This is a genomic window from Rhodococcus sp. NPDC057529, assembly GCF_042802055.1.
GTDB lineage: Bacteria > Actinomycetota > Actinomycetes > Mycobacteriales > Mycobacteriaceae > Rhodococcus_F.
The window spans coordinates 126240-148155 of sequence record NZ_JBHVEY010000011.1 but is presented as its reverse complement, the minus strand read 5'-3'; the positions used below and the strand labels follow the sequence as shown (position 1 = coordinate 148155).

The window sequence follows — 21916 nt, the reverse complement described above, 5'->3', positions numbered from 1 at the left end:
GGAGGGGAGAAATAGCCATCCCATGAAGGGAAAAGAAAAAATGCGGATGGGGGGGGGGGTCCCCCCCTCGGCTTAGTGGGTGGGTTTCGTTTTTCCCCCCCCCCCCCCCCACCCCTCTTCGTATCGACGGGAGAGCGAGGCCATGGCCCCGGGCGCCACCACTGCACCACCCACCGACGCTGCACGACTGAATGATTCGTCTCTGATCGACCACTGGACCGCCACCCTGAGCGGCCGCAACCGGACCGTCGCGCTCGCGGACGGAGAGGACGGGCGCGCGATCCGTGCGGCCCACCGTCTGCACCACAAATGTGTCGTCGCCCCGCGCCTGTTCGGGCGGCGGGACGTCATCCGGCGCACCGCCGAGGCCGCGGGCATTCCGCTGGCCGAGGAACTCGTCGTCGACCTGGACGAGGCCGCCACCGATCCCGCGATCCGCGATGCCGTCGCATCGGGATTCGCGAAATATCCCGACCGGATCGAGTCGGCGCTGTCGGACCCGGTGTGCCTGGCCGCGGCGGCAGTGCGCGCGGGGGTGGTCGATGCCGGAGTCGCGGGTGCGAGCAGACCCACGTCCGACGTACTGCGCGCGGGACTGCGCATCGTCGGTCTCGCCCCGGGTTCGAGCATCCTGTCGAGCTCATTCCTGATGTTGCTGTCGGACGGCAGGCAGCTGACGTTCTCCGATTGCGCCGTCGTCCCCGACCCGACGGTCGAGGAACTGGTCGACATCGCGCTCGCCGCCAGCGCCACCCACTTCCAGCTCACCGAGCAGACCCCGATCGCGGCGATGCTGTCGTTCAGCACCCAGGGCAGCGCCCGCCATCCGCGCGTGGAGAAGGTCCGCGAGGCCGCGGAACGGGTGCGCGTCCGGGACCGGCAGTTGCACGTCGACGGAGACCTGCAGTTCGATGCCGCGCTGGTCGCCGAGATCGGCGCGTCCAAGGCGCCCGGGTCCCGGGTCGCCGGCCGCGCGAACGTCCTGGTGTTCCCGAACCTCGACGCCGGCAACATCGGGTACAAGATTGCCCAGCGGCTCGGCGGTGCAATAGCCTTGGGGCCCATCCTGCAAGGATTGGCCGCGCCGTGGAACGACCTGTCCCGCGGGTGCACCGGCAGCGACATCGAATTGATGGCGCTGGTGAGCGCAGTCCAATCCCTCGCCAACTGAGCGGCGGACCGGCACGGGACCGTGCCACCGGATCGAGAAGGGAGTCGCGATGACGATGCTCCTCGTGGGTGCCCTGTGCATCGGCATCGCCTCGGTCATCGGAGGGGCCACCGGGTTCGGGACGGCCCTGATCGCGACGCCGGTGATGCTGATGATCGGATTCGCCGTTCCCGAAGTGGTATTCGTCAATCTCGTCGCCGGGCTGATCACCCGCATCGGCGCGGCGTATCACCTGCGAGAACACATCAGCTGGGGACGGGTGGCACTGCTCGGTGGGGGCAGTCTGCCCGGCGCCTGGCTGGGTGCGGTCACCCTCGGGTTGGTGCCGGAACAGTATCTGAAGCCGGCAGCGGGAGTCGTGGTCATGCTGTGCGGGATCGCGATGGCGCTCCCGACCCGGACGCAGGCCACCCGGACCCCCTCCACCACCGCACACGTCCTCACCGGCTCCGTGGGCGGCTACCTGGGCACCACGACGTCCCTCAACGGGCCGCCCCCGGTGTTGCTGCTGATGCGTGCGCGGCTGCCACCGCTCGCGTTCATCGCCGATCTCGCAGGCTATTTCATCGTCGCCAACGTGATGGCGCTCGGTGTCCTGTGGTTCCACGACGAGATCACGGAGTCGATGTTCTGGCCGCGGCTCCCGGTCTTCGTGACGGCGGCGGTGATCGGCAACGTCGCCGGACTGGCGATCGCCAGGCGACTGCCGCCGGGCGTGTTTCGGTCGGCCGTCATCGTGCTCGTGATCGCCGCGGGTGCGGCAACGTTCCTCCTCGGCTGAGCGCCGGTCAGTTCTCGGCACCCGCCCGGCGGACCAGGCGCACCAGTTCGCCTGCGGGACCGTCGAGCTGACGCGCGCCCCGCCACACGGCCCGCAGAACCCGGTCGAGTTCGAGGCCGTCGACGTCGATCACCTTCAGCTCGCCGGCGGCGACCTGCTCCGCGACCGCGAGGGTACTCATCACCGCCGGCCCGACCCCCGCGAGCACGCTGGTGCGGATCGCGGCGGCGCTGCCCAGTTCGAGAAGCGGTGCGGCACGCTCGTATTCCTGCAACGCCACGTCGAGCGTCGTCCGGGTGCCCGATCCCGGTTCCCGGACCAGGAGCGGCGTCAGCGCCAATTCGCTGACGGACAGTGCTTTTCGGCGCCGCGCCCACGGATGGGTGGGGTGAACGACGACGACCAGCCGGTCGCGGGCCACCGTGAGACTCTTCAACGGACGCGGCACCGTCGGCGATTCGACGAACCCGACATCGCAGATCCTCTTGTCGATGCGCTCGAACACCTGAGTCGAGTTGTGCACCTGCAGGTGAATGGTGACGTCGGGGTGCAACCGGCGAAACTGCCCCAGCCACCCCGGCATCAGATGTTCCGCCACCGTCATGCTGGCGCCCACCGTCAACTCGGCAGAACGTTCCGCGCGCAGCCCCTCGGCCACATCGAGCAGCCTGCCCGCATCGGACAGCACCCGGCGCGCCCAGTGCGCGATCACCGTGCCCTGCGGCGTCAGGATCGAACCCGTCGGGCTGCGCTGCAGCAGGGTCATGCCGAACTGGCGCTCGAGCTGCTTGATGGCGCGACTCGCGTTCGGCTGTGCCATTCCCGCGAGTCTGGCGGCAGCGCTGAGGCTTCCGTGGTCGTCGACTCCGACGAGCAGCTCGAGCACCGGAAACTCCGGCCATTTGCGGGACATGCGTCGAGTATATGACCACTGCGCAAGACATATCTGATTGATATGTGTTTATGCCGAAATGACGGCTATCGCAGAGTGCCGCAATGACGGACCGTAGGAGCATGAGCAGTCAACTGAGCGAATCCAAGTCCGAGGAACAGCGCGTCGAGAGCACGGGAACGCTGCCGCGACTGCAGACCGCCACGGCCACTGTCCTTCCGGGCCTGGCGCTGTGCGCCGCCGCCACCGCCCTCGCGATGGGCATCGGCCGGTTCCTGCCGACGGTGAGCCCCCTGTTGATCGCCATCGTGCTCGGCGCCGTACTGTCGAACGTCGCACGCCTGCCCGAGCGTCTCCGTCCGGGACTGCAATTCTCCGCCAAGAAACTGCTCCGGGTCGGCATCGCCCTCCTCGGCCTGCAATTGATGTTGAGCGACATCCTCGGACTCGGCTGGGGCGTCATCGTCGTGGTCGTCTCGATCGTCTGTCTCGGCATCGTCGGCACGATGTTCGCGGGCAAACTGTTCGGCCTCAGCTGGACGCAACGACTGCTCATCGCCTGCGGATTCTCGATCTGCGGTGCGGCCGCGGTCGCGGCGGTGGACGGGGTCGTGGACGCCGACGAAGAAGAGGTGATCACCGCGGTCGCGCTCGTCGTCATCTTCGGCACCCTCATGATTCCCGCGATCCCCCTGCTGTCGCGGGCGCTCGGACTCTCGGACACCGACGCCGGCCTGTGGGCGGGCGGGTCGATCCACGAGGTCGCGCAGGTCGTCGCGGCCGGTGGAGCGATCGGCGGTGCCGCCCTCGGCGTCGCCGCGGTGGTCAAACTGGCCCGCGTCCTCATGCTCGCCCCGGTCATGGCAGTGCTCAGTGTGCGGCAGCGCTCCCTCGCCGGTGACGACGCCGACGTGAAGCGCCCGCCGCTCGTCCCGCTGTTCGTCGTCGCATTCCTCGCCTGCGTCGGCCTCCGGTCGTCCGGCCTGCTGCCCGCGGGTCTGCTCGCCGACGCCAAGATCCTGCAGACCGCGCTCCTCACCGCCGCGATGTTCGCCCTCGGCGCCGGCGTCCAGATCGCCACCATCAAGAAGGTCGGCGCCCGCCCCTTCGTCCTCGCCACGATCTCCACCTTCTGGGTGGCCTCGATCGCGCTGGTGGGCGTGCTGCTCGCGGGGTGAGCACGTCCCCACCGGCTCCCCTTCTGCGACGAACGGGACGCCCGTTGCATCTGACGCAACGAGCGTCCCGTTCGTCGCGGCGGGGTGGGGCAGGGTGGAGGAATCCCGGACAAATTTTGATCAAGGCTTTCATTATTTTGTGAGCCGGGTTACTGTGGTCACCATCAATCAAACCTTTGATTAGTTAGGTGCATCGCATGAGCCCGACAAGCTTCGCGTCCTCCGCCGACCTCGGCGAGAAGGAACAGACCCTGGAAGTTCTCGCCGACGGCGTGTACGCGCTGACCGCCGAGGGCGATCCCAACATCGGCGCCATCGAGGGCGAGGACTTCGTCGTCTGCTTCGAGGCGCTCGCCACCCCGGTGGCCGCTCAGGACTGGCTGCGCAAGCTGCGCGAACACACCGACAAGCCCGTCCGCTACCTGGTGCTCTCGCACTACCACGCCGTCCGCGTGCTCGGTGCGTCCGCGTTCGACGCCGAGACCATCGTGTCGCACGAGACCACCCGCGCCCTCATCGAGGAGCGTGGAAAGGAAGACTGGGCAAGCGAATTCGGTCGCATGCCGCGCCTCGCGAAGGCCGCCGACTCGGTGCCCGGACTGACGTGGCCCACCCTGACGTTCGCCGACAAGCTGACCATCGACCTCGGCGGCGGACGCGGCGACCTGGTGCTCCAGCATTTCGGCCGCGGGCACACCGAAGGCGACATCACCGCGTGGCTGCCGAAGCAGAAGATCCTCTTCGCCGGCGACCTCGTGGAGGCGCAGGCCGCGCTCTACACCGGCGACGCCTTCCACCGCGACTGGTCGACCGGCACCCTCGACCGGATCAAGGCGCTGGGCGCCGAGGTCCTCATCGGCGGACGCGGCGCCGTCTCCCACGGCCGGGAGGCCGTCGACGCCGCGATCGAGCAGACCCGCCACTTCATCGAGGTCATGCTCGCGGAGGTCGGGGCCGTGCAGCAGCGCGGCGGCACCCTGAAGGAAGCGTTCGAAGCCACCCACGCCGCACTGAACGAGCAGTACGGGCACTGGCCGATCTTCGAACACTGCCTCCCGTTCGACGTCTCCCGCGTGTGGGACGAACTCTCCGGCATCGAACGGCCCGTCATCTGGACCGCCGAGCGCGACCGCGAGGTCTGGGACCAGTTGCAGGGCTGACATCCGTCACCGTTTCACCGGGCTGACATCCGTCACTGTTTCACACTGACAAGGCGAGGATCATGGGAAGACGACACACCCGCGGCGGTACCGTTACCGTCGTCGGCAACGGCCCGGTGGGGCAGACGACGGCGTTGCTGCTGGCCCGCTGGGGCATACCGGTCACGCTGCTCGACGCCCGGGCCGAACGCGATCCGATCGGGTCGAAGGCCATCTGCCAGCAGCGGGACGTTCTCGAGGTGTGGGACGCGATCGGCGTCGGCCGTCAGCTGGCCGACGAGGGGGTGACGTGGGGGTGCGCCCGCACGTTCCACCGCGACCACGAACTGTTCGCGCAGACGTTCGTCGACCGCGGCATCTCGTCGTTCCCGCCGTTCGTCAACATCTCGCAGGCCCGCACGGAGGAACTGCTCGACGAGCGGATCGCGGCCACACCGTCGATCGACGTCCGGTGGGGACACGAGGCGACGTCCGTCGACCAGGACGCGACCGGCGTGACCATCACGTGCCGCACCGACGACGGTGACCGGGTGGTCGAGTCCGACTACGCCGTGGTCGCGGTGGGGTCGCGCGGCAGCGCGATCCGGCAGCAGCTGGGGGTCACGTTCGACGGCCGCTCGTTCGACGACAAATTCCTCATCTGCGACATCGCCGCCGACATCCCCGGCTGGGCCGACGAGCGCCGCTTCTACTTCGACCCCGAGTGGAACCCGGGCAGGCAGGTGCTCATCCACCCGTGCCCCGATTCCACGTTCCGCATCGACTGGCAGGTGCCCGGCGACTACGACCTCGAGGCCGAGGAGCGGTCGGGGGCGCTGGACGAGCGGATCCGGAAGATCATCGGCGACACCGACTACCGCATCGTGTGGAAATCGGTGTACCGCTTCCACTCCCGGGTGGCGAACCGGATGCGCGTCGACCGGGTGCTGCTCGCCGGCGACGCCGCGCACATCGTGTCCCCGTTCGGCGCCCGCGGTCTGAATTCCGGTGTCGCCGACGCCGAGAACGCCGCCTGGAAGCTGGCATTCGTGCTGCGCGGCTGGGCGGACGAGTCGCTGCTCGAGACGTATCACACCGAGCGGCACGCGGCCGCGGTCGAGAACATCGCCGTCACGACGGCGACGATGGACTTCCTCGTCCCGCAGTCCGAGGAGCAGCACCGGCACCGCCGCGACGTGCTCACCGCGGCGGTCACCGATCCGCAGGCGCGGGCTCAGGTCGACAGCGGCCGCCTCGCCGAGCCGTTCTGGTACGTCGAATCGCCCTTGACCACAAACGATCCGGGACGGATCTTCGCCGGACGCCCGGATCGTGGATGCACACCGGCCGCGGCGCCGGGAATCCTCGTGCCCGACACCCCGGTGACGCTGCGCGACGGTGGCGGCACCCGGCTCCGCGACATCGCCAGGAACGGCATTCTCCTGCTGCTCGGTAACGGTGTGGACGCCGACGAGATCCGCACGGCGGCCCTCGGTGCGGTGCACACACCGATCCGCGTGGTCCGGCTGTCGGAGATCGACACCACCGGTGTCCTCACCGCCGCGCTGGACGCGAAGCCCGGCGAGGTGTGGGTCATCCGCCCCGACGCCTACGTCGCGGCGGTCACCGACACCGTCGACGGGCTGGTGTCCGCACTGCACCGGATCACCGAACCCGTCGCCGACGTGATCAACTCCGTGCCAGCTGTTCGGATCCAGATCGAGTTTTCGCAACAGCTGCGCGTTGAGAGCGCAGACGAATGCTTCCCGTCAATGCGCGACGGGGACCAGTTCGGCGACCAGGGCCTCGACCCGCGCCTTGATCTCGTCGCGGATCGGTCGTACGGCGTCGACGCCCTTGCCCGCCGGATCGTCGAGCGCCCAGTCCCGGTAGCTGACGCCGGGGAAGACGGGGCAGGTGTCGCCGCAGCCCATGGTGATGACGACGTCGGAGGTCTGCACGGTGTCGGGTGTGAGGATTTTCGGGGACTGGTCGGAGATGTCGATACCGAGTTCGGCCATGGCCTCGACGGCGGCCGGGTTGACGGTCTCGGCTGGGGCGGTCCCGGCGGAGAGGACCTCGATCCGGTCACCGGCGAGGTGGGCGAGGAATCCGGCTGCCATCTGGGAGCGGCCGGCGTTGTGGACGCAGACGAACAACACGCTGGGCGTGGTCATGAGAGCGAACCTTCCGTGGCGGAGGTGGGGAACCGGGGGCGCAGCGCGAGGGAGACGTAGACCAGGCCGACGAGGACGGGGACCTCGATCAGCGGTCCGACGACACCGGCCAACGCTTGGCCGGAGGTGGCGCCGTAGGTGGCGATGGCGACGGCGATGGCGAGTTCGAAGTTGTTGCCGGCGGCGGTGAACGCCAGGGTGGTGGTGCGTTCGTAGCCCAGGCCCATGATGGCGCCGAGGGCGTAGCCGCCGCCCCACATGATCGCGAAGTACGCGAGCAAGGGAATGGCGATGCGGACGACATCGAGCGGCTGGGAGGTGATCTGGTCGCCCTGGAGGGCGAAGAGGATCACGATGGTGAACAGCAACCCGTACAGCGCCCACGGTCCGATGCGGGGAAGGAATGACGACTCGTACCATTCGCGGCCCTTGGCCTTTTCGCCGAAACGGCGGGTGAGGTAGCCGGCGAGCAGGGGGATGCCGAGGAAGATGAGCACCGATTTGGCGATCTGCCACGGCGAGGTGTCGATGGCGGTCTGTTCCAGACCGAGCCAGCCCGGCAGCACCGAGAGGTAGAACCAGCCGAGCACGGCGAACATGACCACCTGGAACACCGAGTTGATCGCCACCAGGACGGCGGCGGCCTCCCGGTCACCGCAGGCGAGGTCGTTCCAGATGATGACCATGGCGATGCAGCGGGCCAGGCCGACGATGATCAACCCGGTGCGATATTCGGGCAGGTCCGGTAGCAGCAACCAGGCGAGGGCGAACATCAGCGCCGGACCGAGCACCCAGTTCAGGAGCAGGGAACCGATCAGCAAGCGGCGGTCGCCGGTGACGGTGTCGACGCGGTCGTAGCGGACCTTCGCCAGCACCGGGTACATCATGACCAGCAGGCCGAGGGCAATCGGCAGCGAGATGCCATCGATCTCGACCGCGGACATCGCGTCGCCCAGACCGGGGATCATCCGGCCCAGCAACAGGCCGGCGACCATGGCGACGCCGATCCAGACGGGCAGGAACCGGTCGAGGGTGGAGAGTGTGCCGACGACGGCCGGGTGCTCGGTGGTCGGGGCCGCGCTCATGCGGGGGTCTCGGCGCACGTGGGAGACGGCACGACCGGGCCACTGTCGGTGAGCAGTACCGCCGAGAGTTGCTGCAGGGCCGAGGGGATGACCCAGTAGTACACCCAGGTGCCGCGGCGTTCGCAGTCGAGCAGTCCGGCCGAGCGCAGCACCTTCAGGTGGTGGGAGATCGTCGGCTGGGACAGGTCGAACGTCTCGGAGATGTCGCACACGCAGGCCTCGCCGCCCGCGTGGGAGGCGACCAGGGACAGCAGCCGCAACCGGACCGGGTCACCGAGCGCCTTGAACATCCGGGCCAGATCGCCGGCCCAGTCCTCGGTCAGCGGTTCGCGTGCCAGGGGTGAGCAGCAGGCGCCGCTCTCCGGCCCCTCTTGTTTCGACATGCGTCGATATTGACAGGTGTCGAATCAGGAGGCAACCCAACAGGCGATGCGCTACCGCTGACCGAGGGCCGATGCGGGCTACCGCTTGCGTGCGGTGACGAGCAGGTACTCGGCGATCGTGCGGTGCGAGCCCATATTCGCTCGCACCGCACCACAGTGTTGTCGGGTAAGGACTACTGGCAGCCGCACCCGCCGCCGGCCGTTGCCGCCGGACCGCAGCACGTCGACTTCTCGCTGCGATCGCAGCAGGTGGTCTGCCGTTCGGTGCTGCAACACGTCGGCGCCGCGGCCTGCGGTGTCGTGTCCGTCCGATCCGTCGCCGGGGTCTCGAACTCGTTCGGGTTGCTCATGGTGAACTCCTTGATCCGTGGGGATGGGTACCAGAACAGACGGAGGAGAATGGGAATGGACGCAGACCGAGGTCAGTTCCGGCTCAGCCGTGCCGGATCCAGATCGAGTTTTCGCAACAGCTGCGCGTTGAGGGCGACGACGATGGTGGAGATCGACATCAGGATCGCCGCCACCGCGGGGGAGATCGCGACCCCCGCGAATGCGAGGACACCGGCGGCCAACGGCACGGCGATGACGTTGTATCCGGTGGCCCACACCAGGTTCTGCCACATCTTGCGGTAGCTCGCCTGCGACAGGTCGATGATCGACAGCACCGCGCGGGGGTCGTCGGCGGCGAGGACGACCCCTGCCGATTCGATGGCGACGTCCGTGCCGGCTCCGATGGCGACACCCACGTCGGCGCGGGCGAGCGCGGGGGCGTCGTTGACCCCGTCGCCGACCATCGCGACGCGGTGGCCTCGGGCCTGGAGCGCAGCCACCTGTGCGTCCTTGTTCTCGGGCAGGACGTCGGCGAACGCCTCGTCGATCCCGAGGTCGGCGGCGACGGCGTCGGCGACCTGCCGGGCGTCACCGGTGATCATCGCGACCTTCACACCCCGTGCGTGCAGGGCGTCGATCGCGTGCCGGGACTCCTCGCGGACGGCGTCCTCGAGCGCCACCGCGCCGAGCGCCTTCCCGTCGCGGACGACGTGCAGCACGGCGGCGCCGCGCTCGACCCACCGTTTCGTGTGCGCCGCAACGTCGTCGGGGACCGTCACGTTCAGTTCGGCGAGCATTGCGGGTCCGCCGACGGCGACCTCCTCGCCGTCGACCTCGGCGCGCACGCCGCGGCCCGGCAGGGACCGGAAGTCGGTGGCGGTGCGGCGGGACTCGGCGGGAACCTTCGCGGCAGCCTCGGCGACGATCGCGCGGGCGACCGGGTGCTCGCTGTCCGCCTCCACGGCGCCGGCGATCGCGAGCAGGTCGGTGTCGGTGACACCGGCCGTCGCGACGAGACCCGTCACCGCGTGTCTGCCCTGGGTGAGGGTGCCGGTCTTGTCGAACAGTACGACGTCGACGCCGCGCATCCGCTCCAGCGCCAGCCGATCCTTGACGAGCACACCGGCCTTCGCGGCCCGTTCGGTGGAAATGGCGATCACGAGGGGGATCGCCAACCCGAGCGCGTGCGGGCAGGCGATCACCAGAACGGTGACGGTCCGCACCACGGCCTCGTCCACGTTGCCGAGCAGCGACCACACCACGAACGTGAGAAGTCCTGCGATGGAGGCAAAGTAGAACAGGAACGCGGCCGCGCGGTCGGCGAGCGCCTGTGCCCGGGACGAGGACGACTGCGCGTCGGCGACCAGTCGCTGGATGCCGGCGAGCGCGGTGTCCTCCCCCACGGCGCCGACGGTGATCCGCAGCGCGCTGTCGGTGGCGACGGTGCCCGCGACCACGGGGTCGCCGATCGTCCGGGCGACGGGGTTGGATTCGCCGGTGATCATCGATTCGTCGACCTCCGCGCGGCCGTCCGCGACGGTGCCGTCCGCGGGGATGCGGCCGCCGGCCCGCACCAGCACCAGGTCGCCGGTGGCGAGTTCGGAGACGGGCACCCCGATGACACCGCCGTCGGTGACCCGGTCGGCGGTGTCCGGGAGTAGCGCGGCGAGCGCGTCGAGGGCGCCGGACGCCGACCCCAGTGCCCGCATCTCCAGCCAGTGACCGAGCAGCATGATGACGATGAGAAGCGCTAGTTCCCACCAGAAGTCGAGGTTGAACCCGCCGATCTGCAGGGTCGTCACCCACGACGCGAGGAACGCGACCGTGATCGCCATCCCGATCAGCAGCATCATGCCCGGCTGCCGAGACTTCAGTTCGTTCCACGCGCCGGTGAGGAACGGTGCGCCGCCGTAGAAGAAGATCGCGGTACCGACCACCGGCGGAATCCACGACGCGCCGGGGAAATCGGGGACGGTGTAGCCGAGGAGGTCGGCGAACATGTGGCTGAACACCACCACCGGGACCGACAGCGCGAGACTGATCCAGAACTTCTGCCGGAACACCTCACCGTGCGCGCCGTGGCCGGCGTGCCGATCGGTGTGGGCGTCGTGATTTTCGTGTCCGGTGTGCCGGACGTGTTCCATTTCCTTCTGATGATCCTGAGACATGCGTGCTCCCTCGGAAGCTGCTCTCGTGGTCAGGTTTTCAGGAACGCACCAGTCGTGCGATGGCGTCGGTGGCTTCCTTGATCTTCGCGTCCGCCTCGGTGCCGCCCGCGACGGCGGCGTCGACGACGCAGTGGCTGATGTGGTCTTCGAGCAGACCCAGCGCCACCGCCTGCAGCGCCTTGGTCATCGCCGAGACCTGGGTGAGGATGTCGATGCAGTACTTCTCGTCCTCGACCATCCGCTGGAGTCCTCGCGCCTGGCCCTCGATGCGGCGCAGTCGCTTCAGGTAGTCGTCCTTGGCGCTGATGTATCCGTGACCGGACTCGTGGTCGGTGCGCGGTTGCTCGGTCATGAGTGTTCCCCTCGGGTGGGAGTGGTCAGCGGTTGGAACCGGCGCAGTCGCAGGCTGTTGCTCACGACGAACACCGAAGAGAATGCCATGGCGGCACCGGCCAGCATGGGGTTGAGTAGACCCGCCGCCGCCAGCGGCAAGGCCGCGACGTTGTAGGCGAAGGCCCAGAACAGGTTTCCCTTGATCGTGCTCAACGTTCTGCGCGACAACCGGATCGCGTCGGCGGCGGCGCGGAGGTCGCCGCGGACCAGCGTGAGGTCGCTGGCCTCGATGGCCACGTCCGTGCCGGTGCCCATGGCCAGGCCGAGGTCGGCCTGCGCGAGCGCGGCGGCGTCGTTGACCCCGTCGCCGACCATCGCGACCACCTTGCCCTCGGCCTGCAGACGCTTGACCACGTCCACCTTGCCCTGCGGCAGCACCTCCGCGATCACCTCGCCGATGCCGACCTGGTCGGCGATGGCCCGGGCCGCGGATTTGTTGTCGCCGGTGAGCATGATCGGGGTGAGGCCGAGTTCTCGGAACTGTGCCACCGCCTCGCGGGACGTCGGCTTGACGGTGTCGGCAACGACGAGCACGCCGCGTGCCTGCCCGTCCCAGCCGATCCCGACCGCGGTCTTGCCGTCCGACTCCGCCGCCTCGACGACGCGCTGGAGTTCGGTGGTGAGGTGCAGCGACCAGTCGCGGAGCAGTTTCGCGCGGCCGATGACCACCGCGTGTCCGTCGATCATGCCCTGGACGCCGAGTCCCGCGACGCTGGTGAACTGTTCGACGTCGGGGAGGGTCGTCAGCCGCTCCTTCGCGCCGCGGGTGATCGCCCGGGCGATGGGGTGCTCGGACGCGTCCTCGAGTGCCCCGGCGAACCGGAGAACCTGCTCCTCGTCCTGACCGTCGGCGGCGACCACGTCGTGCAGCGACATCGTGCCGGTGGTGACGGTGCCGGTCTTGTCGACCACCACGGTGTCAACGCGCCGGGTCGATTCCAGAACCTCGGGACCCTTGATCAGGATGCCCAGCTGGGCGCCCCGCCCGGTGCCCACCATGAGTGCGGTCGGGGTGGCGAGTCCGAGCGCGCACGGGCACGCGATGATGAGGACGGCGACGGCGGCGGTGAACGCGGCCGCGACCGCACCGCCGGTTCCGATCCAGAAACCGAGGGTCGCGACCGACAACGCGATCACGATCGGGACGAAGATGCCGGAGATCCGGTCGGCCAGGCGCTGCACCTCGGCCTTGCCGGTCTGCGCGTCCTCGACCATCCACGCCATCTGCGCGAGCTGCGTGTCGGCTCCGATTCGGCTGGCGCGAACCACGATTCGACCGCCGACATTGACCGTCGCACCCGCCACCTCGGAGTCCGGCGAGACCTCGACGGGCACGGCTTCACCGGTCAGCATCGACGCGTCCACCGCCGACGAGCCCTCGACGACGACGCCGTCGGTGGCGATCTTCTCGCCGGGGCGGACCACGAACAGGTCGCCGACCTCGAGCTGGTCGATGCCGATCAGCTGCTCGGTGCCGTCCCGCAGCACCGACACTTCCTTGGCTCCCAGCTCGAGCAGCGCCCGCAGCGCCGCTCCCGCCCGCCGTTTGGCGCGGGCCTCGAAGTAGCGGCCGGCCAGGATGAACGTGGTGACGCCCGCCGCGGCCTCCAGATAGATGTTGCCGGTGCCGTCGACCCGTGCGATCGTCAGCTCGAACGGGTGCGTCATCCCGGGCATGCCGGCGGTGCCCCAGAACAGCGCGTACAGCGACCAGCCGAACGCGGCCAGCGTGCCCATCGACACGAGGGTGTCCATGGTCGCGGTGCCGTGCCGGAGATTCGTCCACGCGGCCGTGTGGAACGGCCACGCACCCCACACCACGACCGGGGCCGCGAGCGTGAGCGACAGCCACTGCCAGTTGGTGAACTGCAGCGCCGGGATCATCGCCATCGCGATGACGGGGACCGTCAGCACCGCCGACACGAGCAGTCGCTGCCGCAGTGCCGCCGCCGGGTCCTCTTCCTCCGGGGCCGGCGGCTTCACCTCGGGCAGTCGCGCCGTGTATCCGGCCTGCTCCACCGTCGCGACGAGGTCCTCGGGCGAGACGTCGGCGGCGTCGTAGTGGACGCGGGCCTTCTCGGTCGCGTAGTTGACGGTCGCGGTGACGCCGTCGAGTTTGTTCAGCTTGCGTTCGATGCGGTTGGCGCACGACGCGCACGTCATCCCGCCGATGGCGAGTTCGATCTGGGAATCGGGTAGTGCCGCGATGTCGGCTCCGCGGGTCATCACTTCTCCTCCGGTGCGGCGGTGGCGGTGAATTCCGCGGTGTGGACGACGCCGGCGTGCTGGAAGTCCAGGAACAGCCGGTAGTCGCCGGCGCTGGGCGCGGTGACGGCGAAGTCGATCCCGGGACCGGCCGCGGTGACGCCGTCGCCGGGATGTCCGTCGGGGTGGACGTGCAGGTAGCCGAGGTCGGTGGTGCGCAGCGCCACCAGGTGACCGTATGCGCCGAGGTACGGCTCCAGATCGGTCACGGGCCGTCCGTCGCGGCTCACCGAGAGCGTGACGTTCGACGTCTCGCCCGGTCGCAGCGTGCCGTCGAGGGTGACGGTGTAGCCGTCCACGGTGGTGGTCGGTGCGGGGGCGGGCAGTTCCTGCGGGTCGTAGGTGCCGGCGACGCGCAGGTCCGTGCCCAGGGTGACGCCTTCCCCGCCTGCCGGGGTGAAGTCCGCGAACACGCGGTAGTCGCCGCCGCGGGTGAGGTCGAGGGGGACGCTCCACGTTCCGGCCGCGTCGAGCGTCGGATGCACGTGCTGGAATCCGGCGAGGTCGCGGCGGACGACGATCAGGTGCAGCAGTTTCTCGTGCTCCGGGGTGTAGTCCGTCACGGATACCCCCGAGGGGTTCGTGATCCGGAACTGCACCGGGACCGCGGCACCGGCGGCGACCTGGTCGGATGCCAGTTCGAGGGTGTAACCGTCCGCCGTGGGCGTCAGTCCGCCCGGCGTCGGGTCGGCGGCGGTGTCGTGGCTCGAGGTGTCATGGCCTGTCGCGCCGTGTCCGTCGCCCTCGGCCGTGTACGCGGCGGGCTCGGCGACGTCCGGGCCGGCAATCGACCCGAGGGCGAGCGCGGCGCCGAAGATCACGACGAGGCCGACGGTGAATCCGGCGAACTTGCCGGTTGCGTTCATGGTGGTCTCCTGTGCTGGAGTTTGCCGGCTCAGCCGGCGACTGAGTACCCGGCTTCCGCGACGGCATCCGCGACGGCGCCCGGGTCGAGGTCGGTGGTGCTCTCGATGTCGACCTTGCCGGTGGCCAGATCGACGTTCACGGCGGTGACGCCGGGAAGTTCGCTGATCTCCTCGGTGACCGAGGACACGCAGTGGTCGCAGGTCATGCCGGTGACGGTGACGCTGGAGGTGCTCACGGGGGTTCGCCTCTCTTCGGGGTATCGATGTCTTCTCTGAGAACTACCATACCCCCCTACCGTATTCCCGCAAGCGTGTGCCGAGTCGGTGTTCCTCGCCCACGCGGGCCCGAAAAGGTGATTGAGTGGTGTACCGGATCTCACCGGGAACGGAGCCTGGCAATGTCGATGGACACGTTGCGCACCCAGACGCTGCGCCGCACACCGCTCGCCGAGAACCCCGACCCGGTGCGGAATGCCTGACGACGGCCGGAAGCGGGTGGACGCCACCACCCTGACCGGTGTGCCCGCGACGATGATGTGGACGCTCCGCAACCGCGCCGTCGAGGCGGCGCGCCCGGACACCGCGTTCGAGGACCCGCTCGCCGTCGGTCTCTACGAGACCCTCGACTATCCGTACGAGAACTTCGGGAAACCCGGCCAATCCCACGCCCTGCGCGCGCAGGCCTTCGACGACGAGATCCGGACGTTCCTCGCCGGCCACCCCGGCGGGACCGTCGTCGCGCTCGGCGAGGGCTTGCAGACCAGCTACTGGCGGATCGGCGACCCCGACGTCCGGTGGGTGTCGATCGACCTGCCCGAGGTGGTCGCGCTGCGCAGGCAACTGCTGCCGGACGAGCCGAACGTCACCACCCTCGCGGTGTCCGCGCTGGACCGGTCGTGGATGGACCACGTCGACACCGGCCGGGGTGTGTTCGTCTCGGCGGAGGGCCTGCTGATGTATCTGCCACCCGACGAGTCGCTGTCGCTCATCGGCGAGTGCGCGCGGCGCTTCCCCGGCGGCCGGATGATGTTCGACTCGGTGCCGAAATGGTTCAGCCGTAAGACGCAGAAGGGCCTGCGGATCCACGGCGACTACACCGTCCCGCCGATGCCGTTCCACCTCTCCGCAGGCGAGGCCGCGGAACTGCCCGCACGGATCCCGGACGTCGCATTCACCCGCGAGGTGGCGTTACCGCTCGGCCGGGGCCTGTGGGGTTCGGCTTTCCTCCGCCGGCTGTCGGATCTGCGGCCGCTGCGCGACTCGCGCCCGACGCTGACTCTGTGCGGATTCGCGGGCTGAGTGCACGCACGTGGACGCTCGCACTCTCGATTGCAGGCTTAGTGCTCGAGGCGCGCCATGTTATAGATGCGGTCGACCAATTATGTCGTACAAAATTAGTGTGGGGCCGACCGAATGTGGGCCGCTGAAGAGGTGACCGCAGCGCAACATACCCGGAGGGATGACACAGATGAACACTGAAAACGAGGAGCCCGATTTCGGCCGGCTCGCCGAGTGGGCGGAGCGTGACATGAAGTTGCCCGAGAACTCCGCAACCGCAAAGAGAGGCCAGGACGCTGCCGCAGACGGCAGGGAGTTGCTGGACCGGGTCGGGGCGGGCCGTCCGTCCTTGGGGCAGGCCGATGGTGTGAGCGGCGAATCGCCTCGCCGGCAGGTCCGGCTGCCGCGTCCGTTGAGTGAGAGACTCGATCGCTTCGCCGAGAATCAGCACAGGAAGCCCAGCGACGTCATGCGCGAGGCGGTCGAGGAGTACCTCGAGGCGCACTCCGGCTAGGTCGAGACCGCGCCTCTGAAACCCCGTCCGGCGAGCGGTGTGGCCCGACCCGCAGCAGAATGGTGCAATGGCGGACCGCGGATTCACCCCCACACAGCTCGCGGCACGTGCCGCGTACCTGCTTCGCGGCAACGACCTCGGCACGATGACGAGCGCCGCGCCGCGCCTGTACCCGCACATGTGGAGTTGGGACGCGGCGTTCGTCGCGGTCGGGCTGGCGCCGCTGAGCGTGGAGCGGGCCGTCGTCGAACTCGACACCCTGCTGTCGGCGCAGTGGAAGAACGGGATGATCCCGCACATCGTGTTCGCGAACGGCGTCGACGGATACTTCCCCGGCCCCGGGCGGTGGGAGTGCGGGACCCTCGCGGCGCATGCGCCGAGCGGAACGCAGACGTCGGGGATCACGCAACCGCCCGTCCACGCCATCGCCGTGCAGCGCATCCTCGACCACTCACGCAGGCACGGTCGCAGCACCCGTGCGGTCGCCGAGGAGTTCCTCGACCGGCGCTGGCCCGACCTCGTGCGCTGGCACCGCTGGCTGGCCCACGCCCGCGACCTCGACGGCAACGGCCGCATCGCGCTGTACCACGGCTGGGAGTCCGGCATGGACAACTCGCCGCGCTGGGACCACTCGTACGCCAACGTGGTGGCCGGGGCGATGCCCGCATATCTGCGCGAGGACCTGTCCCACGTCGCCGACACGGGGCAGCGCCCGTCGAACGGCGAGTACGACCGCTACCTGTGGCTGCTCGAGGAGATGAAGACCGTCCGCTACGACGACGAGGAACTGGCCACCGCCATGAGCTTCGCCGTGGAGGACGTGTTCGTCAGCGCCGTGTTCTCGATGGCGTGCGAGGTGCTCGCGACCATCGGCGAGGAACACTCGATGCCGAACTCCGACGTCCGGGAACTACACGGGTGGGCGGCCCGGTTCCGGCAGGGTGTACTCACGACCACCGACGAACGATCCGGGGCGGCACGCGATTTCGATCTGCGCAGCGGCCGGTGGATTTCCACCGAAACCCTGGCGATGTTCTCGCCCCTGCTGTGCGGCGGCCTGAGCCGCGACGCCGAACGCGCCCTGATCCGCACGTTCGAGGGGCCGAAATTCTGCGGCCACCCCGACCTCCGGTACGCCGTGCCGCCGTCGACGTCGCCGGTGTCGGGCGACTTCCGTCCGCGCGAATACTGGCGCGGTCCGGTGTGGCCGGTGATGACGTGGTTGTTCTCCTGGGCGTTCGCCCGCCGCGGGTGGGCCGAGCGCGCCCACCTGCTGCGGTCCGAGGGACTGCGACAGGCGAGCGACGGCAGCTTCGCCGAATACTACGAGCCGTTCACCGGGCAGCCCCTCGGCAGCATGCAGCAGTCGTGGACGGCCGCAGCGGTTTTGGACTGGTTGGGCTGACGCACCCGTGAGTACTTATTAACCGCCCGTGGTTAACAAGTACTCACGGGCGCGAAGCGCATGGGACCGAGTTCGGCGTACCGGTCGCCGGGGCCGGGGTTGTCGGCCGGGGCGGCGCCGCGGAGGTGGTGCGTCACTCCCCAGACGGCGTTGAGCGCGGTCTGCACGGCGCCCTCCGCCCGGCCCGCGGTCCACGAGATATCTTCGCCGGCAAGGAAGATGCCGCGATGCCGCGGGTCGAGTTCGTCCTGCGTGAAATGGCTGAACAGCCGCTCCTGGTACCGGTAGTGGCCGGTCACCGGGTCCTTGTCCTTCCAGAACGGACGGTCGACGAGGGCGAACACTTTCGTCGACCCCATGTAATGGGTGCGTTCGATCGCGGTCCAGTGGTCGATGGGGAACAGGTCGTCGTCGCGGTGAATGTTGTTGAGCAGCATCCAACTCTGCGCGGTGAAGACGGCGGCCGGGTAGGTGCGGATCTCACCGGACGAGTCGGTGACCGTCACCTGCAGCACCGGTTGACTTACGTGACGAACAATTGGCTCTCGTAGGCTCGGGTCGGGACGACGCTCTCCGCGGTGAATTTGTACGGGCTCGTCAGGCTGTGGGGACGATCAGGCGCTGCGTTCCCCGATCGACTTGTGCGCGAATGGCTTCCGGGAGATTCCTCGCGGAAAAGGACCGTCGAGCGAAATCGTGTGCGGAACTCGAATCTGCCCGTACCTCATCGCAAGTACGACGCTCGCGTTGACGATACCTATTCGTGAATCTTCGGTGCAGCCAAGTCCTTCAGGTCCGGGATGGGTGATCTACTTTGTCGGACTGTTCGGCTAGTGTCTGGGTTATGGCGGGGAGGGTGGTGAAGCGGGCGTTCAAGTATCGTTTCTATCCGACTGTGGTGCAGGCGGAACAGCTTGCTCGGACGTTCGGGTGCACCCGGTATGTCTACAACCGGGCACTGGCGGAGCGGTCGCGGGCCTGGGCGCAGGAGCAGCGTCGGGTGACCTATGCGGATACCTCGACGATGCTCACCGGATGGAAGCGTGATGTCGAGACCGAGTGGTTGGCGGAGCCGTCGAAGGGGCCGTTGCAGGAGTCGCTGCGGCAGTTGCAGGGTGCGTTCGAGAGGTTCTGGCGCAAGCAGACCCGCTACCCGCAATTCAAGAAGAAGGGCCAGTCGAAGGATTCGGCGACCTACTACTCGAACTGCTTCACCTACCGGGGCGGGCAGATCCGGTTGGCCAAGCAGTCCGAACCCCTGGATATTCAGTGGTCGAGGCCGCTACCGGAGGGGGCCGTGCCGTCGCAGGTGACGGTGTCGCGCAATTCCCGTGGTCAGTACCACATTTCGATCCTCGTCGAAGACGTGATTCCCGAACTCGAGCCGGCCGATCGGGTGGTCGGGCTCGACGCCGGAATCACGAGCCTGTACACACTCTCGACGGGGGAGAAGATCACCAACCCGCGCCACGAGCGCACGGACCGTGAGCGGCTGGCGAAGGCGCAGCGGGCGCTGGCCAAGAAGCAGAAGGGATCGCGTAACCGGGCCAAGGCCCGACTGAAGGTCGCGAAGATTCATGGCCGGATCGCCGATCGGCGCCGCGATTATCTGCATAAACTCTCCACTCGTTTGGTGCGCGAAAACCAAGTGATCGCCATCGAGGATCTGAGTGTGCGGAATATGGTGAAGAATCGGTCGTTGTCTCGGGCGATCTCGGATGCGGGGTGGTCCGAGTTCCGGTCGATGCTCGAGTACAAGGCCGATTGGTACGGGCGGCGGGTGGTGGTGGTCGATCGGTTCTGTCCGTCGTCGAAGACCTGCTCGGTGTGCGGGGTGATCGTCTCGGCGATGCCGCTGAACGTACGGGAGTGGACATGCCCATGTGGCGCCGTCCATGATCGGGATGTGAACGCGGCGAGGAATATTTTGGCCGTCGGACTGGCGGTGGCAGCCTGCGGAGACGGTGTGAGACCGCCCCGCACCTAAGGTGTGGGGAGGCGACTGTCGGTGAAACAGGAACCTCGGGATGTGAGTCTCGAGGGGAATCTCGGTCGTTCACGGCTGAGAGGTCGTCAAGCGGACAACAATGGCCGGGCGAGCCGTGACTGTCAACACATGTTTCCTGAACCGCTGAACGGTTTCCTATCGGGACGTGGGCCGGACGTCGTCCGGGAGTGCGGGGGCGAGAATCCACAGAACGGTCGCGGTCTCGTCGCCGAGCGCGCGGAAGCTGTGCGGCAACTGTGGGGAGAAGGTGAACGCGTCCCCGGTCGCGAGCGACACGTCCTCCCCGGCCCCCGGGCCGTTGAAGGAAATGCAGATCTCGCCCGACACGACGTAGACGAAGGCGACGTCGACGGGCAGTTCGTACGTTTCCGACCCGCTGCCGCCGCCCGGTTCGATCCTGCTCAGAAGCGACTGGATGCGGCGCTCACCGAACGGCGTCAGCAGGAACTCGGCCATGCGTTCCCCGCCGAAGCTGATCGGCGGGTAGTTGTCGGCCCGCACGACCTCACCTGCGGCGGAGCTCTCGAACAGCGACCCGACGGGAATGTTCAGCGCGGCGCAGATCCGCACCAGCGTGGCGACGGACGCGCTCGCGTGGTCCCGCTCGATCTTCGACAGGTAGCCCTTGGTGATGCCGCAGCTCGCGGCCAGTTCGTCGAGCGTCAGGCGCTGGGCCAGCCGCGCCGCCTTGAGTCGGGGGCCGATCCTGGGCGCGTCGACGCCCGACGCGCCTTCGGCTGCGAGCTCGTTCGCCATGTATCGATCCTTCGTTCGTGTCTCGTATAGGAAACAGGTGTTGACAAGAATGCGTTCCAAGGAAACGATACGACGAAGCCACGTCTCCGGCACACACCGAAGGATTCCGATGAGTACAGACGACATAAAGGGCCCCGTCGACGCGACCCGCACCCCGCGTTACGCCGAACCCAGCACGTTCGCCCGCCTCCCCCGACTCGACGAGGTGTCCCGTGCAGACGTCACGGTGCTGGGCGTCCCGTTCGACTCCGGAGTGAGCTACCGTCCCGGCGCACGCTTCGGCCCCGGCCACATCCGCGCCGCGTCGAAGCTGCTCCGCCCGTACAACCCCGCACTCGACGTGCACCCCTTCGGTGCGCAGCAGGTCGCCGACTTCGGTGACATCGGCGTCAATCCGTTCGACATCCAGGAAGCCCTGGCCACGGTCGACGGCGCCGTGACCGACCTGCGCAAGGACGGCTCGACCGTGCTGACGCTCGGCGGCGACCACACCATCGCCCTTCCGATCCTGCGTTCGCTCGCCCGCGACCACGGTCCGATCGCCGTCCTGCACTTCGACGCGCACCTCGACACGTGGGACACCTACTTCGGCGCCCCCTTCACGCACGGCACCCCGTTCCGGCGGGCCAGCGAGGAGGGGCTGATCGACCTCGAACGGTCGCAGCACATCGGCATCCGCGGCCCGCTGTACAGCAAGAAGGACCTCGAGGACGACGCCGTTCTCGGGTTCCAGGTCATCCGCTCCGACGACTACGAGGTGGACGGCGTCGCGAGCATCGTCGAACGGATGCGCCGGCGGCTCGACGGCGGACCGGTCTACGTGTCCGTGGACATCGACGTCCTCGACCCCGCGCACGCGCCGGGCACCGGAACCCCCGAGGCCGGCGGCATGACGTCCCGCGAACTGCTGAACACACTGCGCGGACTCGTCGGCCTGAACGTGGTCGGCGCCGACATCGTGGAGGTCGCGCCCGCATACGACCACGCCGAGATCACCGGCATCGCGGCAGCGCACGTCGCGTACGAGTTGCTGTCGGTGCTCGCGATCAACGCCTCGACGGCCCGGGGCGCGCAGGCCGCGGTGAGACACTCCGGCAGGCGGCGTATGTGACGAAGTGATGCGTCCG

General features: G+C 68.5%; 20 protein-coding genes and 2 pseudogenes. 10 read left to right on the top strand and 12 right to left on the bottom strand.

Annotated elements, in window-relative coordinates; all coding sequences use genetic code 11:
• Nucleotides 1-142: 142 nt before the first annotated feature.
• Nucleotides 143-1171, top strand: coding sequence for a phosphotransacetylase (locus tag ACFU5V_RS22640; RefSeq protein ID WP_378702032.1), 1029 nt, complete (start codon nucleotides 143-145; stop codon nucleotides 1169-1171).
• Nucleotides 1172-1220: 49 nt separating this feature from the next.
• Entirely contained in the window at nucleotides 1221-1952 is a 732-nt protein-coding gene (locus tag ACFU5V_RS22635; RefSeq protein ID WP_378702030.1) for a sulfite exporter TauE/SafE family protein, read from the top strand.
• Between the two features lie 7 nt (nucleotides 1953-1959).
• On the opposite strand, the gene ACFU5V_RS22630 is transcribed toward ACFU5V_RS22635, so the two are convergent.
• Nucleotides 1960-2865 carry a LysR family transcriptional regulator gene (locus tag ACFU5V_RS22630; protein WP_378702028.1) on the bottom strand — a complete coding sequence of 302 codons (906 nt, stop codon included), beginning with the start codon at nucleotides 2863-2865 and terminating at the stop codon, nucleotides 1960-1962.
• Between the two features lie 101 nt (nucleotides 2866-2966).
• On the opposite strand from ACFU5V_RS22630, the gene ACFU5V_RS22625 reads away from it, so the two are divergent.
• The 3 genes and pseudogenes from ACFU5V_RS22625 (at nucleotide 2967) to ACFU5V_RS22615 (ending at nucleotide 6908) form a co-directional block, all read left to right on the top strand.
• Entirely contained in the window at nucleotides 2967-4022 is a 1056-nt protein-coding gene (locus ACFU5V_RS22625; protein ID WP_378702026.1) for a YeiH family protein, read from the top strand.
• Between the two features lie 197 nt (nucleotides 4023-4219).
• A complete protein-coding gene (locus ACFU5V_RS22620) occupies nucleotides 4220-5182 on the top strand; it encodes an MBL fold metallo-hydrolase (RefSeq protein ID WP_005249229.1) in 963 nt (320 codons plus the stop codon).
• Between the two features lie 62 nt (nucleotides 5183-5244).
• Nucleotides 5245-6908: pseudogene (locus ACFU5V_RS22615) on the top strand (FAD-dependent monooxygenase).
• Between the two features lie 22 nt (nucleotides 6909-6930).
• Here the strand turns inward: ACFU5V_RS22615 and ACFU5V_RS22610 are convergent.
• The 9 genes from ACFU5V_RS22610 to ACFU5V_RS22570 all read right to left on the bottom strand — a co-directional run bounded on the left by ACFU5V_RS22610 (nucleotide 6931) and on the right by ACFU5V_RS22570 (nucleotide 15064).
• Entirely contained in the window at nucleotides 6931-7338 is a 408-nt protein-coding gene (locus tag ACFU5V_RS22610) for an arsenate reductase ArsC (RefSeq protein WP_378432613.1), read from the bottom strand.
• Complete coding sequence (gene arsB / locus ACFU5V_RS22605; protein WP_378702024.1) at nucleotides 7335-8423, bottom strand: ACR3 family arsenite efflux transporter; 1089 nt, start codon at nucleotides 8421-8423, stop codon at nucleotides 7335-7337. Before arsB ends, ACFU5V_RS22610 begins: the two co-directional genes overlap by 4 nt.
• Nucleotides 8420-8806, bottom strand: a complete 387-nt coding sequence (locus ACFU5V_RS22600) for an ArsR/SmtB family transcription factor (protein WP_378702022.1) — start codon at nucleotides 8804-8806, stop codon at nucleotides 8420-8422. Before ACFU5V_RS22600 ends, arsB begins: the two co-directional genes overlap by 4 nt.
• A gap of 173 nt (nucleotides 8807-8979) precedes the next feature.
• Entirely contained in the window at nucleotides 8980-9156 is a 177-nt protein-coding gene (locus ACFU5V_RS22595) for a hypothetical protein (RefSeq protein WP_276136841.1), read from the bottom strand.
• Nucleotides 9157-9228: 72 nt separating this feature from the next.
• Nucleotides 9229-11304, bottom strand: coding sequence for a copper-translocating P-type ATPase (locus ACFU5V_RS22590; RefSeq protein WP_378702020.1), 2076 nt, complete (start codon nucleotides 11302-11304; stop codon nucleotides 9229-9231).
• Between the two features lie 37 nt (nucleotides 11305-11341).
• Nucleotides 11342-11656, bottom strand: coding sequence for a metal-sensitive transcriptional regulator (locus ACFU5V_RS22585; protein WP_378702018.1), 315 nt, complete (start codon nucleotides 11654-11656; stop codon nucleotides 11342-11344).
• Entirely contained in the window at nucleotides 11653-13923 is a 2271-nt protein-coding gene (locus ACFU5V_RS22580) for a heavy metal translocating P-type ATPase (RefSeq protein WP_378702016.1), read from the bottom strand. Before ACFU5V_RS22580 ends, ACFU5V_RS22585 begins: the two co-directional genes overlap by 4 nt.
• Complete coding sequence (locus tag ACFU5V_RS22575) at nucleotides 13923-14828, bottom strand: hypothetical protein (protein WP_378702014.1); 906 nt, start codon at nucleotides 14826-14828, stop codon at nucleotides 13923-13925. Before ACFU5V_RS22575 ends, ACFU5V_RS22580 begins: the two co-directional genes overlap by 1 nt.
• Nucleotides 14829-14857: 29 nt before the next feature.
• Nucleotides 14858-15064 carry a heavy-metal-associated domain-containing protein gene (locus ACFU5V_RS22570; protein WP_378702012.1) on the bottom strand — a complete coding sequence of 69 codons (207 nt, stop codon included), beginning with the start codon at nucleotides 15062-15064 and terminating at the stop codon, nucleotides 14858-14860.
• Between the two features lie 235 nt (nucleotides 15065-15299).
• On the opposite strand from ACFU5V_RS22570, the gene ACFU5V_RS22565 reads away from it, so the two are divergent.
• The 3 genes from ACFU5V_RS22565 (at nucleotide 15300) to ACFU5V_RS22555 (ending at nucleotide 18025) form a co-directional block, all read left to right on the top strand.
• The gene (locus ACFU5V_RS22565; RefSeq protein ID WP_378702010.1) at nucleotides 15300-16127 is read left to right on the top strand and encodes a class I SAM-dependent methyltransferase; all 828 of its coding nucleotides are present in this window, start codon (nucleotides 15300-15302) and stop codon (nucleotides 16125-16127) included.
• 169 nt (nucleotides 16128-16296) lie between these two features.
• On the top strand, nucleotides 16297-16620 hold the full coding sequence (locus ACFU5V_RS22560) for a hypothetical protein (protein WP_072945113.1): 324 nt from the start codon (nucleotides 16297-16299) through the stop codon (nucleotides 16618-16620).
• 67 nt (nucleotides 16621-16687) lie between these two features.
• Nucleotides 16688-18025: an amylo-alpha-1,6-glucosidase gene (locus ACFU5V_RS22555; protein WP_378432602.1), complete on the top strand. Its 1338-nt coding sequence runs from the start codon at nucleotides 16688-16690 to the stop codon at nucleotides 18023-18025.
• A gap of 32 nt (nucleotides 18026-18057) precedes the next feature.
• Here ACFU5V_RS22555 and ACFU5V_RS22550 read toward each other — a convergent pair.
• Nucleotides 18058-18534: pseudogene (locus ACFU5V_RS22550) on the bottom strand (FAD-dependent oxidoreductase); the annotation flags it as partial.
• Nucleotides 18535-18869: 335 nt separating this feature from the next.
• On the opposite strand from ACFU5V_RS22550, the gene ACFU5V_RS22545 reads away from it, so the two are divergent.
• Nucleotides 18870-20012: an RNA-guided endonuclease TnpB family protein gene (locus tag ACFU5V_RS22545; protein ID WP_378702008.1), complete on the top strand. Its 1143-nt coding sequence runs from the start codon at nucleotides 18870-18872 to the stop codon at nucleotides 20010-20012.
• Nucleotides 20013-20168: 156 nt separating this feature from the next.
• Here the strand turns inward: ACFU5V_RS22545 and ACFU5V_RS22540 are convergent, their stop codons facing one another.
• Entirely contained in the window at nucleotides 20169-20789 is a 621-nt protein-coding gene (locus tag ACFU5V_RS22540; RefSeq protein WP_378702006.1) for a helix-turn-helix domain-containing protein, read from the bottom strand.
• Nucleotides 20790-20898: 109 nt separating this feature from the next.
• Between ACFU5V_RS22540 and speB the strand changes: the two genes are divergently transcribed.
• Nucleotides 20899-21900 carry an agmatinase gene (speB, locus tag ACFU5V_RS22535; protein WP_378702004.1) on the top strand — a complete coding sequence of 334 codons (1002 nt, stop codon included), beginning with the start codon at nucleotides 20899-20901 and terminating at the stop codon, nucleotides 21898-21900.
• Nucleotides 21901-21916 lie beyond the last annotated feature (16 nt).